Annotated in this window: 11 protein-coding genes, 5 tRNA genes and 1 riboswitch; of the genes, 11 read left to right on the top strand and 5 right to left on the bottom strand. The window is 56.5% G+C overall.

Going from position 1 to position 12,006, the window contains the following annotated elements:
- Positions 1-105: 105 nt before the first annotated feature.
- Positions 106-615: a 6,7-dimethyl-8-ribityllumazine synthase gene (locus L8H52_RS18340; RefSeq protein WP_007919335.1), complete on the bottom strand. Its 510-nt coding sequence runs from the start codon at positions 613-615 to the stop codon at positions 106-108.
- A 101-nt stretch (positions 616-716) separates the two neighbouring features.
- Positions 717-888: riboswitch (FMN riboswitch) on the bottom strand.
- A 198-nt stretch (positions 889-1,086) separates the two neighbouring features.
- Between L8H52_RS18340 and ltaE the strand changes: the two genes are divergently transcribed.
- The 8 genes from ltaE (at position 1,087) to L8H52_RS18300 (ending at position 7,198) form a co-directional block, all read left to right on the top strand.
- Entirely contained in the window at positions 1,087-2,091 is a 1,005-nt protein-coding gene (ltaE, locus tag L8H52_RS18335; protein WP_242208266.1) for a low-specificity L-threonine aldolase, read from the top strand.
- Positions 2,092-2,237: 146 nt separating this feature from the next.
- Positions 2,238-4,856, top strand: a complete 2,619-nt coding sequence (gene alaS, locus L8H52_RS18330; protein ID WP_242208267.1) for an alanine--tRNA ligase — start codon at positions 2,238-2,240, stop codon at positions 4,854-4,856.
- 90 nt (positions 4,857-4,946) lie between these two features.
- Positions 4,947-6,188, top strand: a complete 1,242-nt coding sequence (locus L8H52_RS18325) for an aspartate kinase (protein ID WP_008086083.1) — start codon at positions 4,947-4,949, stop codon at positions 6,186-6,188.
- A gap of 187 nt (positions 6,189-6,375) precedes the next feature.
- Positions 6,376-6,564, top strand: a complete 189-nt coding sequence (csrA, locus tag L8H52_RS18320; protein ID WP_002554426.1) for a carbon storage regulator CsrA — start codon at positions 6,376-6,378, stop codon at positions 6,562-6,564.
- 62 nt (positions 6,565-6,626) lie between these two features.
- Positions 6,627-6,717, top strand: a tRNA-Ser gene (locus L8H52_RS18315).
- 107 nt (positions 6,718-6,824) lie between these two features.
- Positions 6,825-6,901: transfer RNA gene (locus L8H52_RS18310), tRNA-Arg, on the top strand.
- Between the two features lie 71 nt (positions 6,902-6,972).
- Positions 6,973-7,049 (top strand) — tRNA-Arg (locus L8H52_RS18305).
- Positions 7,050-7,121: 72 nt separating this feature from the next.
- Positions 7,122-7,198: transfer RNA gene (locus tag L8H52_RS18300), tRNA-Arg, on the top strand.
- A gap of 19 nt (positions 7,199-7,217) precedes the next feature.
- On the opposite strand, the gene L8H52_RS18295 is transcribed toward L8H52_RS18300, so the two are convergent.
- Positions 7,218-7,736 carry a cell envelope protein SmpA gene (locus tag L8H52_RS18295; protein WP_242208268.1) on the bottom strand — a complete coding sequence of 173 codons (519 nt, stop codon included), beginning with the start codon at positions 7,734-7,736 and terminating at the stop codon, positions 7,218-7,220.
- Between the two features lie 321 nt (positions 7,737-8,057).
- On the opposite strand from L8H52_RS18295, the gene mgtE reads away from it, so the two are divergent.
- Positions 8,058-9,500 carry a magnesium transporter gene (gene mgtE, locus L8H52_RS18290; RefSeq protein WP_034153320.1) on the top strand — a complete coding sequence of 481 codons (1,443 nt, stop codon included), beginning with the start codon at positions 8,058-8,060 and terminating at the stop codon, positions 9,498-9,500.
- Between the two features lie 114 nt (positions 9,501-9,614).
- On the opposite strand, the gene L8H52_RS18285 is transcribed toward mgtE, so the two are convergent.
- On the bottom strand, positions 9,615-9,941 hold the full coding sequence (locus tag L8H52_RS18285; protein ID WP_003178899.1) for an Arc family DNA-binding protein: 327 nt from the start codon (positions 9,939-9,941) through the stop codon (positions 9,615-9,617).
- A 390-nt stretch (positions 9,942-10,331) separates the two neighbouring features.
- Between L8H52_RS18285 and phnN the strand changes: the two genes are divergently transcribed.
- Positions 10,332-10,901 (top strand): phosphonate metabolism protein/1,5-bisphosphokinase (PRPP-forming) PhnN, encoded by a 570-nt coding sequence (gene phnN / locus L8H52_RS18280; protein WP_242208269.1) that lies wholly within the window; start codon positions 10,332-10,334, stop codon positions 10,899-10,901.
- On the opposite strand, the gene L8H52_RS18275 is transcribed toward phnN, so the two are convergent.
- The gene (locus L8H52_RS18275) at positions 10,876-11,055 is read right to left on the bottom strand and encodes a PA3371 family protein (protein ID WP_242208270.1); all 180 of its coding nucleotides are present in this window, start codon (positions 11,053-11,055) and stop codon (positions 10,876-10,878) included. The two genes, phnN and L8H52_RS18275, sit on opposite strands and share 26 nt — an antisense overlap.
- Positions 11,056-11,075: 20 nt before the next feature.
- Complete coding sequence (locus L8H52_RS18270) at positions 11,076-11,312, bottom strand: hypothetical protein (protein ID WP_242208271.1); 237 nt, start codon at positions 11,310-11,312, stop codon at positions 11,076-11,078.
- Positions 11,313-11,606: 294 nt separating this feature from the next.
- Here L8H52_RS18270 and L8H52_RS18265 point away from each other — a divergent pair.
- Positions 11,607-11,683, top strand: a tRNA-Arg gene (locus tag L8H52_RS18265).
- Positions 11,684-12,006 lie beyond the last annotated feature (323 nt).

Below are 12,006 nucleotides of genomic sequence, written 5' to 3'. Positions count from 1 at the left end.
ACGCTCCGCGTGGGAATGCAGCCCGGGACGCTCCGCGTCCCAAAGCGGACGCAGAGCGTCCATTGAGGCATTCCCACGCAGAGCGTGGGAACGATCGTTGGAGGCTTACACCGCTACAGCATGCGGCTCGGTGCGGCGCAGTGCGCGAACCTTGCGCAGCGTATCCGCGCAAGTGCGCGCCGCTTCCTGACCCTTGTGCACAAAGTGCTCGAAGAAGAACTTCTGATGCTCGTCACCGGCATGGAAGTGATGCGGGGTCAGCGACACCGAGAACACCGGCACTTCGGTTTCCAGTTGCACTTGCATCAAGCCGCTGACCACCGATTGGGCAACGAACTCGTGACGGTAGATGCCGCCATCCACCACCAGGGCTGCCGCGACGATGCCGGCATAACGGCCGGTCTTGGCCAGCAACTTGGCGTGCAGGGGCATTTCAAAGGCGCCGCCGACTTCAAAGATATCGATGTCCGATTCCTGATAACCCAAGGCAATCATTTCAGCGACGAAGCCTTTACGGCTCTGGTCGACGATTTCCTTGTGCCAGCAGGCCTGGATGAACGCGACGCGCTCGCCATGAGGGTGTTTGCTTTTGCTGTCGATAGCGGTGGGTTGCATGTTCTGACTCCTGTTTGTGTGAAAAACAGGGCGTTATGAATCGAAAGGGATTCAAGGGTGCGCACACGCACAACATCGCGCGGACGGCCCTTTGGCGTTAATCCCGTTCTCTCTTCATCCGGACTATGACCGTCGGCCCCGGGATCACACCGGGTCTGCTGACCTTGCCGCCGTTCACAACCAAAGCCGTGTCCGTCGCCAAGCGCTCGCGGGCTATGCGCATTGCGCGCAATTACCGCCGGTGGGGAGTTGCACCCCGCCCTGAGAACGTTTTTGCCGCCCTTTCTCGGGCGGCGCAGCGTTTTTAACACAGATTGTGTGTCTGTGCATTGCGCCTTTCTGATGATTGCCATCGAATTTTTCGACGGCTCGAAATGACTTTTCCTTGCGCAAGGCTTGATTAATCCACGCGATGCCCGCAGTAATCCCACTTCGTAAAGGGATTTCCCCTGCTGATTAGAGGCCAGGTTCATGAGCGTTATCGATCTTCGCAGCGACACCGTCACCCAACCGACACCCGCCATGCTCGACGCGATGACCGCTGCGGACACCGGTGACGATGTGTACGGCGAAGATCCCACGGTCAATCGCCTGGAAGCCGAACTGGCCAAACGTCTGGGCTTTGCCGCCGCGCTGTTCGTGCCGACTGGCACCATGAGCAATCTGCTGGGTTTGATGGCGCACTGCGAGCGCGGCGACGAATACGTCGTGGGTCAGCAGGCGCATACCTACAAGTACGAGGGCGGCGGCGCGGCGGTGCTCGGTTCGATCCAGCCGCAGCCGCTGGAAGTGCAGGTCGACGGCTCGCTGGATCTGGATCAGGTCGCGGCAGCGATCAAACCGGACGACTTCCACTTCGCCCGCACTCGACTGCTGGCGCTGGAAAACACCATGCAGGGCAAAGTGCTGCCGCTGGAATATCTGGCCCGGGCGCGCCGTTTCACTCAAGACAATGGCTTGCAACTGCACCTCGACGGCGCGCGCCTGTACAACGCGGCGGTCAAGCTGGGTGTCGATGCGCGGGAAATCACTCAGTACTTTGATTCGGTATCGGTGTGCCTGTCCAAAGGTCTTGGCGCGCCGGTTGGCTCGGTGTTGTGTGGTTCTGAGCAACTGATCGGCAAGGCTCGCCGTCTGCGCAAAATGGTCGGCGGCGGCATGCGTCAGGCCGGGGTATTGGCGGCGGCGGGGCTGTATGCGCTGGATCACAACGTTGAGCGTCTGGCAGACGATCACGCCAATGCGCAATTGCTCGCCGAGGGTCTGCGTGAAGCAGGTTTCATCGTCGAACCCGTGCAAACCAACATGGTTTATGTGCAAATGGGCGACAAAGCCGAAGCGATCAAGGCGTTTGCCGCCGAACGCGGGATCAAATTGAGCGCCGCCGCGCGTCTGCGCATGGTCACGCACATGAACGTCAATCGCTCGCAAATCGAGCAAGTGATCGCGACATTCGTCGAGTTTTCGCGCAAGTGACAGCGTTAGCCGTCCAATTGACCGTTTCTATCGTATAAACACGCTGTACCCCGCGCGCAGGGCCGATATAATGCGGCCCTTTGCCGTCGCTTCGTCTGTTGACGTTTCGAACAGGCCTTTGGCCGCAGCCTCCGTGGAAGAACCTAATGAAAAGCGCAGAAATCCGTGAAGCCTTCCTTCGCTTCTTCGAAGAGCAAGGCCACACCCGTGTAGCCTCCAGCTCTTTGATTCCGGGCAACGACCCAACCCTGCTGTTCACTAACGCGGGGATGAACCAGTTCAAGGACTGCTTCCTGGGCCAGGAAAAACGTGCGTACACCCGTGCGACCAGCAGCCAGAAATGCGTGCGTGCCGGTGGCAAGAACAGCGACCTGGAAAACGTCGGTTATACCGCTCGTCACCACACGTTCTTCGAAATGCTCGGTAACTTCAGCTTCGGTGACTATTTCAAGAAGGACGCGATCACCTTCGCGTGGACCTTCCTGACCGGCGTTCTGCAACTGCCGAAGGAAAAACTCTGGGTCACCGTCTACGCCTCCGACGACGAAGCGTATGACATCTGGACCAAAGAAATCGGTGTGCCGGTCGAGCGCATGATTCGCATCGGCGACAACAAAGGCGCGCCATACGCCTCCGACAACTTCTGGACCATGGGCGATACCGGCCCGTGCGGCCCGTGCACCGAGATTTTCTACGATCACGGCGACCACATCTGGGGCGGCCCACCGGGCTCGCCGGAAGAAGACGGCGACCGTTACATCGAGATCTGGAACAACGTGTTCATGCAGTTCAATCGCACCGCCGATGGCGTGTTGCATCCGTTGCCAGCGCCGTCGGTCGACACCGGTATGGGCCTGGAGCGGATCAGTGCGGTGATGCAGCACGTCAATTCCAACTACGACATCGACCTGTTCAAGAACCTGCTGAAGGCCTCGGCTGAAGCCATCGGTTGCGAAAATGGCGATCAGTCGTCGCTCAAAGTGGTGTCCGACCACATCCGTTCGTGCGGTTTCCTGATCGCCGACGGCGTGCTGCCGTCCAACGAAGGTCGCGGTTATGTACTGCGCCGGATCATCCGTCGCGCTTGCCGTCACGGTAACAAGCTGGGCGCCACTGGCAGCTTCTTCTACAAGATCGTTGCTGCACTGGTTGCCGAGATGGGTGAAGCCTTCCCGGAACTGAAGAAGCAGCAGAGCAACATCGAGCGCGTGCTCAAGGCTGAAGAAGAGCAGTTCTCCAAGACTCTGGAGCACGGCCTGAAGATCCTTGAGCAGGATCTGCTGGAGCTCAAAGGCACCGTGGTGCCGGGCGACGTGGTGTTCAAACTCTACGACACCTACGGTTTCCCGATGGACCTGACCGCCGACATCGCGCGTGAGCGCAGCCTGACTGTCGATGAAGTCGGCTTCGAACGTGAGATGGAAGCTCAGCGTGTGCGTGCGCGTTCGGCCAGCTCGTTCGGTCTGGACTACAACACTTTGGTCAAGGTTGATGTGGCCACTGAGTTCACCGGTTACAAAGACACCAGCGGTTCGGCAAAAATCGTCGCTATCTATAAAGATGGCCAGTCGGTCGACGTCTTGAATGAAGGCGAAGAGGCGGTGATCGTTCTGAATCAGACGCCGTTCTACGCTGAATCCGGCGGCCAGATCGGCGACTGCGGCTTCCTTCAGGCGGGCAGCGCACGTTTCGACGTACGTGACACCACCAAGACCGGCGGCGCATTCCTGCACCACGGTGTGCTGGATTCGGGCAGCCTGACCATCGGCGCGCCAGTGGAAACCCATGTGGATGCCGAAGTGCGTCACGCGACTTCGCTGAACCACTCGGCCACGCACTTGCTGCACGCGGCACTTCGCCAGGTACTCGGCGAGCACGTTCAGCAGAAAGGTTCGTTGGTGGATAGTCAGCGTCTGCGTTTCGACTTCAGTCACTTTGAAGCGATCAAGCCTGAGCAGATCAAAGCGCTGGAAGACATCGTCAACGCCGAGATTCGCAAGAACTCCGCCGTTGAAACCGAAGAAACCGACATTGAAACCGCCAAGAACAAAGGCGCGATGGCGCTGTTCGGCGAGAAATACGGCGACAACGTGCGCGTGCTGAGCATGGGCGGCGATTTCTCCGTCGAACTGTGCGGTGGTATCCACGCCAATCGTACCGGCGACATCGGCCTGCTGAAAATCATCAGCGAAGGCGGTGTAGCCTCGGGCGTACGTCGTATCGAAGCAGTGACCGGTGCTGCGGCACTGGCCTACTTGAATGCCGCAGAGGAACAACTCAAGGAAGCGGCCAGCCTGGTCAAGGGCAGCCGTGACAACCTGATCGACAAGCTGTCGGCTGTGCTGGAGCGCAATCGCCAACTGGAGAAGCAGCTCGAGCAGTTGCAAGCCAAGGCGGCCAGCGCTGCGGGCGACGATCTGTCGTCCTCGGCACTGGATGTCAAAGGCGTGAAGGTTCTGGCCGCACGTCTGGATGGTCAGGACGCCAAGGCGCTGCTGGCGCTGGTTGATCAGTTGAAGAACAAACTCGGCCGCGCAGTGATCCTGCTCGGCAGTGTCCATGAGGAAAAGGTCGTTCTGGTTGCAGGCGTAACCAAAGACCTGACTGGCCAACTCAAAGCCGGTGATTTGATGAAACAGGCTGCTGCGGCAGTGGGCGGGAAGGGCGGTGGTCGTCCGGACATGGCGCAGGGCGGCGGTGTTGATGCCGGCGCGCTGGATGGCGCATTGGCGCTGACCGTTCCATTCGTCGAGCAGGGTTTATAAGACGGTCCGCCGGGTTCGCAGTCTAGTGGTGGACCCGGCGGCTGTTCGAGTGATTATTGGGCGCCCTTCATGGGCAGAGGCGGCTTTGAAATGGCTTTGATCGTACAGAAATTTGGAGGCACCTCGGTCGGTACTGTCGAGAGAATCGAGCAGGTCGCCGACAAGGTTAAGAAATTCCGCGATGCCGGCGATGACCTGGTGGTTGTGCTGTCTGCAATGAGCGGCGAAACCAACCGTCTGATCGATCTGGCCAAGCAAATCAGTGGCGACGGCCAACCGGTTCCGCGCGAGCTGGACGTGATCGTTTCCACCGGTGAGCAGGTGACGATTGCCCTGTTGGCCATGGCGCTGATCAAGCGCGGTGTGCCGGCGGTGTCGTACACCGGTAATCAGGTGCGGATCCTCACCGACAGTGCGCACAATAAAGCGCGTATCTTGCAGATTGATGACCAGAAGATTCGTGGTGATCTGAAGGCAGGTCGCGTGGTAGTTGTCGCCGGTTTCCAGGGCGTCGACGAGCACGGCAACATCACCACCCTCGGTCGTGGCGGTTCAGATACCACCGGTGTGGCACTGGCTGCTGCGTTGAAGGCTGACGAGTGCCAGATCTACACCGACGTTGATGGTGTCTACACCACCGACCCGCGCGTTGTGCCAGTCGCCCAGCGTCTGGACAAGATCACCTTCGAAGAGATGCTGGAAATGGCCAGCCTCGGTTCCAAGGTGTTGCAGATCCGTGCGGTGGAATTCGCCGGCAAGTACAACGTTCCGCTGCGCGTACTGCACAGCTTCAAGGAGGGTCCGGGCACCCTCATTACTATTGATGAAGAGGAAACCATGGAACAGCCGATCATTTCCGGCATCGCTTTCAACCGCGATGAAGCCAAGCTGACCATCCGTGGCGTGCCAGACACCCCGGGCGTGGCGTTCAAGATTCTCGGCCCGATCAGTGCCGCGAACATCGAAGTCGACATGATCGTGCAGAACGTCGCGCACGATAACACCACCGACTTCACCTTCACCGTGCACCGCAACGACTACCAGGCCGCACAGACCGTGCTGGAAAACACCGCTCGCGAGATCGGTGCCCGTGAAGTGGTTGGCGACACCAAGATTGCCAAGGTCTCGATCGTCGGCGTCGGCATGCGTTCCCACGCAGGCGTCGCCAGCCGCATGTTCGAATCCCTGGCCAAAGAAAGCATCAACATCCAGATGATCTCGACCTCGGAAATCAAGGTTTCCGTGGTGATCGAAGAGAAGTACCTGGAACTGGCCGTGCGCGCCCTGCACACGGCTTTCGAACTGGATGCTCCTGCCCGTCAAGGCGAGTAATTCCAATTCTTGAAGGGCGCGGTCTGACCGCGCCCTTTATTTTTTGAATGGCGCGAGCCCTGAACTGTTCTTTTGCTCGCGCTGGTCAATACTCAGGCATGTAGGGCTACGATCGCTCCGGTTGTAGGTCGGGTGCCTTTTTTTTGCAGACTGTTGTCCCTGAACTGAATTGCGTAAGGAGAAAGGTATGCTGATTCTGACTCGTCGGTGCGCAGAAAGCCTGATTATCGGTGATGGCGAAATCACCGTGACCGTGCTCGGCGTTAAAGGAAATCAAGTGCGTATCGGCGTCAACGCCCCGAAAGAGGTTGCCGTGCACCGTGAGGAAATTTACCTGCGTATAAAGAAAGAGAAGGACGAAGAACCAAGCCATTAATTTTTATCGATTTTTATGTTTGCAAACGGGGAAAAGGTTGGTTAAGATACGCCCCGTGTTGCGGAGAGCTGGCCGAGTGGCCGAAGGCGCTCCCCTGCTAAGGGAGTACACCTCAAAAGGGTGTCGGGGGTTCGAATCCCCCGTTCTCCGCCATTATTTGCTTAGTACGTCGTAATCTGGCTTTTTCTGTAAGTTGTTGAAATTAATAGAAAAAGTGGTTGGAATAGAGATTAGACGGGCTATAATGCGGCGCAACAAATGCACTCGTAGCTCAGCTGGATAGAGTACTCGGCTACGAACCGAGCGGTCACAGGTTCGAATCCTGTCGAGTGCACCATTTAAGAGTTAGTTACAGCGATGTAAATAACTTGGCTTCAACCAGATGTGATCTGGTCTAAAAACACAAATGCACTCGTAGCTCAGCTGGATAGAGTACTCGGCTACGAACCGAGCGGTCACAGGTTCGAATCCTGTCGAGTGCACCATTTAAGAGTTAGTTGCAGCGATGCAGATAACTTGGCTTCATCCAGTTGTGGTCTGGGCTAAAAACACAAAATGCACTCGTAGCTCAGCTGGATAGAGTACTCGGCTACGAACCGAGCGGTCACAGGTTCGAATCCTGTCGAGTGCACCATATACCGAAAAGCCCGCGTTTATCGCGGGCTTTTTGCTGTCCGGGATTTGGCTTTTGCCTTCACGCATCCCCTCTCGTCAAAATCTATTTGAGCACTACGGCCTCGCTTGAGGTCGTATCGATAGCTCGTCGTCGATGTTCGAATATTCACCTTGTCCGGTTTGCCTAGCGCGCTTTCGACGTCTTGCTGGCTCATGCCGGCAATCACGCGTCGATTGATGATCGCGGCGCGGCGTTGCCTGGCGTCGATCAGATTTCCGCATTTGTCTTTAGTTTGGCCAACGATGCCCGGTTCTCGGCCTGTGGTTGTCATGCCGGAGGTTTCTTCATGGTTGTGCTCTGGCATTACGGCCACAACAGATCCAGGCGAGTAGGGGTGGACTTCCTGTGCAGAGCGCCGTTCACCTTGCGCACAGCTCATCGAAGTGAAGGTGATGCTGCCATCGGCGGCTTCGCAACGATGGAGGGTAACGGCGGCCCCGGTCGGCGGCAGGCAGAGCAGGCTGGTGAGTACAAAGTGGGATGGTTTCAATGGCATTCGATGTCCTCCATGACGATCTACGCTCAAGGGTAGTCGCTACATTTTCGAGTGCCGGTGTGTTTTCTTTTCAGGATGAGTCGTCGCATGTGCAGGGATCAGGACAGTGCTCAGGTTTGTTTCGCAAGCGCTTGTTTCGACCGTGATTTTTTAACGTTTTAAACCGTCAGGCGGTGTATCATTGCGCCCGTCAGCCCCGCCGGGGCTTATGGAAAACCTCCATGGACTTACCCAGTAGTTACTCAGTAAACCGCTTTACCAATCATGAATTGACTGATTGATCCTTCCGGCGTGCCCCGCTGCTGGGAGTGGAGTTCGCCTATGTCTGAAATCGAAGTAAAGAAAACACAAGAAAGCCTGCAGGATCGTCTGGCTCAAGTCGTCGAGCTGCTGCAGCGTCAAAGGGTCGTCGAAGACCTGACTCATCGTCAGGAAGGCGCGCATCACGACCGCGTCGAAAATCTGGTTCACCGGCAAAATCTCGTCGAGCTGCAGCGCAAACTCGATGATCTGCACTCCGCCGACGTCGCCTACATTCTTGAAGCCTTGCCGCTGGACGATCGTCTGACGCTCTGGCAATTGGTCAAGGCTGACCGCGACGGCGACATTCTTCTCGAAGTATCCGACTCCGTTCGTGAAACGCTGATCGCCGACATGGACGATCACGAACTCCTGGCGGCTGCCAAGGATATGGATGCCGACGAACTTGCTGACCTGGCTTCCGAGCTGCCGCGAGACGTCGTCCATGAACTGATGGAGAGTCTGGATAACCAGCAGCGTGAACGCGTTCGCTCGGCCCTGTCTTACGACGAGGAGCAGGTCGGTGCGTTGATGGACTTCGAGATGGTGACCATCCGTGAGGATGTCAGCCTCGAAGTGGTTCTGCGTTATCTGCGCCGCCTCAAAGAGCTGCCGGGCCATACCGACAAGCTGTTTGTTGTCGACTACGACGGTGTGCTCAAGGGTGTGCTGCCGATCAAACGCCTGCTGGTCAATGATCCGGACAAGCAAGTTGCCGAGGTGATGGCCAGTGATCCGGTAAGTTTCCATCCGGACGAAGATGCCTACGACGCTGCTCAGGCGTTCGAACGTTACGACCTGATCTCGGCTCCGGTGGTCGACAAGAACGGCAAGCTGATTGGTCGTCTGACCATTGATGAAATGGTTGACCTGATTCGTGAAGAGAGTGAGAGCGAAGTTCTCAACATGGCCGGTCTGCGTGAAGAGGAAGACATCTTCGCCTCGGTCTGGAAGTCTTTGCGTAACCGTTGGGCCTGGCTGGCGGTCAACTTGATCACTGCGTTTGTCGCCTCTCGAGTGATCGGTCTGTTCGAAGGCTCGATCGAGAAACTGGTAGCGCTCGCAGCGCTGATGCCGATCGTGGCCGGTATTGGTGGCAACTCCGGTAACCAGACCATCACCATGATCGTTCGCGCCATGGCGCTCGACCAGGTCAGCACCGGCAATACTTCGCGCCTGATGCGCAAAGAGCTGGCGGTAGGCCTGATCAATGGCCTGGTCTGGGGTGGTGTGATTGGTGTGGTTGCTTATCTGCTCTACGGCAGTTGGTCGTTGGGCGTGGTAATGACAGCGGCTATGACGCTCAATTTGCTGCTGGCGGCATTAATGGGTGTATTGATCCCGATGACCCTGGCGAAAATGGGGCGCGATCCGGCCATGGGGGCGAGTGTGATGATTACCGCGATGACCGACAGTGGCGGCTTCTTCATCTTCCTCGGGCTGGCGACGATCTTCCTGCTCTGATCTGCTGCATCGAAACAGCCCGTCTATATGGCGGGCTTTTTCTTGTCTGCGAAAACTCAAAATCCACGCAAAAAAAAGCCAGCGGTTAAGCTGGCTTGAGGTGTTCGGTGTGGCTCAGGACGCGTCTGCTGCCATTTCAGCGTCATGGGCGATCAAGGAAACCAGAGCGTTCTGCTGACGGTGAGAAAGCTGACGGAAACGTTGCAAGAGCTCACGCTCATGCAGCGACAGTTCCGGGCTGTCCAGGCGCATGCTCAGCTCTTCGCCCAGTGCACCTTCCTGAATAAGACTCTGCTCAAGGCGCGCAATGATCTCGGAGTTCATGCTGCGATGATGATTGCGAGCCACCTCGGCAATGCGTTCACGCATTCCGTCTGGCAGACGTACGACGAACTTGTCAGCCGTACGGCTGGAATAAATTGCCTGTTTCAATGGGCGCATATATTTAACCGGTTAGTTCAGGGGAGCGGTTCTCGGGATTGGCCGCAGGATGTGTGGTAGGACAAGCATCCGCGCCAAATGGTTCAACCTGAATTGTTAAGAGGCCCGCATCATGCCTCAAAATTGCCAGATCATTGGCGTCAATTCTGTGACAAATATTGAGCTGGGTAAAGGCGTAATGCCAGCACCAATTATCAGAAATGCGGACTGGTTGGAAATCTTCGCCTCTGTCCGCATCCTTTGCCGCTTCCTGCTGTACATCAATTGATGTCCGAAGGCATCAGAACGTGCATGCTATGCGGGTTCTGCATCCTTGTTCCTTACCTGTACAGGATAGTGGCAAATTGCCGATTTACTAGTGGCGGACACCTGCCGGAGGGCGTTTTCAGGATGGATGGCAAGCTTATTTATTTGATGGGGCCGTCCGGTTCGGGCAAGGACAGTTTGATCGAGGCTGCGCGTGAACCACTGCAGGCAATGAACTGCGAAGTCATGCGGCGGGTTATTACTCGATCAGCCGAGTCGGTGGGCGAGGATGCGGTGGGGGTGACGCCCGAAGAATTCGAGAATCGTCAGCGCGCTCGCGAATTTTCGCTGGCTTGGCACGCTAACGGTCTTGCTTATGGAATACCGATTGAGATGGACCATTTTTTGGCGGTGGGGCGGCATGTGTTGGTAAATGGCTCTCGCGCCAACCTGCGGCAAGCGTTGGAGCGATACCCGACGCTTCTGCCTGTTCTGTTGACGGTAAATGACGAGGTTTTGCGAGAGCGCCTTCTTCGGCGGGGTCGAGAGGCACCTGAACAGATAGAGGCTCGACTTAGCCGTAATGCCTTGTTCAAGGACAGAAGATCAAGCGATGAGGTGGTACATTTAATCGACAATTCGGGCGACCTGACGGACGCGGTGAGTCAGTTGCTGGATGTGATCCGGTTTAACGCAGTACCGGATCGAACTTGATTTTGCGACCGGCGATCAGTGCCAGGACAAACAATACCGAAAACACGCCGCAAGCAATCAGTGGCAGGGTGACAACGGTTTCCTCGAACAGCGAAAAATGCATAACGCCACTCATAGCGGCAAGAATCAGAAATCCCGCGGCTGACTTTGACATGCTGTACTCCTGAAGATATTTCAAAAAACCAGACGATCGATCATTTGGGATGGCAGGGCTTGCTCTTGCGCGCTGACAACCCTTGGGGCAAGACTTTCCTTGTCGCTGAGAACTGCCAATTGGGGTTTCCTCTGCACCTGCAGATAATGCGGCATACGTTGGGCTATCGATTTCGGCGTGGTGCTTTCAGGGATAAAGTGAAAGCTGGCCACAATCGCCAATGCGGCGGCGTTTGCAAGCAAGAGGGTCGTATTCATGAGTCGGCGCTCCGATTGTTCTTCTATGGAACAGGCGAAGCAGCCGTCGTGCCAACAGTCTAACCGCTGTTTAGTCCTTTAAAAACAAGGATTTGAGAGGTTTTGGCGGTATGCCGGGCTTGCAATCTGCATTGGCGGCGTTTTACGGGCGTGCAAAATGCACGGTAAAACTTCCCGCAGCATTGCGGTGCACATGCCTACACTTAATATGGCTACGGATGACATGACAAATCAGGACTTGGCCGTTAACATGCAGGCCGCCCGTCACGCAGCGTCTGCTCGTGACAATTCTGTGTCTCAGTAGCTCAATTGGATAGAGCATCCCCCTCCTAAGGGGAAGGTTGGCAGTTCGAACCTGCCCTGGGACACCATCTATTGTTTGAACTCCCTTCTGTTGCCAGATTCCGCCGTCCTCCAGCTACTCCATAACGCTATCCTTTTGTGCTGCCTGATAATCCGTTGTGTAGGCGGGCTTACGTCATCTATAGGTTTCCGGCTACCTGCATAGGTGTTTTCCCTCTCTGCGGTGACGCCTTCTATATAGAAAGAAGGGGTTTAGGGTGTTTTCGATAGAAAAGCGAAATTAACGGTTGACGGCAGATTCAGGATGTCTATAATTCGCCCCACTTCCGGCGCAGTCGAAACGGAAAACTCCTTGAGATTCAATGAGTTATGTAGGTTTCGGCAGCGAGTC

The sequence above is a fragment of the Pseudomonas sp. CROZ-RG-20F-R04-15 genome (assembly GCF_022662375.1).
GTDB lineage: Bacteria > Pseudomonadota > Gammaproteobacteria > Pseudomonadales > Pseudomonadaceae > Aquipseudomonas.
The sequence above is the reverse complement of the archived record's forward strand: the minus strand, read 5'-3'. Positions and strand labels throughout refer to the sequence as shown.

Bases quoted from the DNA above. Each gene is read 5' to 3' on its own strand.
- L8H52_RS18340 (WP_007919335.1), bottom strand. From the start codon at position 615: ATGCAACCCACCGCTATCGACAGCAAAAGCAAACACCCTCATGGCGAG.
- ltaE (WP_242208266.1), top strand. From the start codon at position 1,087: ATGAGCGTTATCGATCTTCGCAGCGACACCGTCACCCAACCGACACCC.
- alaS (WP_242208267.1), top strand. From the start codon at position 2,238: ATGAAAAGCGCAGAAATCCGTGAAGCCTTCCTTCGCTTCTTCGAAGAG.
- L8H52_RS18325 (WP_008086083.1), top strand. From the start codon at position 4,947: ATGGCTTTGATCGTACAGAAATTTGGAGGCACCTCGGTCGGTACTGTC.
- csrA (WP_002554426.1), top strand. From the start codon at position 6,376: ATGCTGATTCTGACTCGTCGGTGCGCAGAAAGCCTGATTATCGGTGAT.
- L8H52_RS18295 (WP_242208268.1), bottom strand. From the start codon at position 7,736: ATGCCATTGAAACCATCCCACTTTGTACTCACCAGCCTGCTCTGCCTG.
- mgtE (WP_034153320.1), top strand. From the start codon at position 8,058: ATGTCTGAAATCGAAGTAAAGAAAACACAAGAAAGCCTGCAGGATCGT.
- L8H52_RS18285 (WP_003178899.1), bottom strand. From the start codon at position 9,941: ATGCGCCCATTGAAACAGGCAATTTATTCCAGCCGTACGGCTGACAAG.
- phnN (WP_242208269.1), top strand. From the start codon at position 10,332: ATGGATGGCAAGCTTATTTATTTGATGGGGCCGTCCGGTTCGGGCAAG.
- L8H52_RS18275 (WP_242208270.1), bottom strand. From the start codon at position 11,055: ATGTCAAAGTCAGCCGCGGGATTTCTGATTCTTGCCGCTATGAGTGGC.
- L8H52_RS18270 (WP_242208271.1), bottom strand. From the start codon at position 11,312: ATGAATACGACCCTCTTGCTTGCAAACGCCGCCGCATTGGCGATTGTG.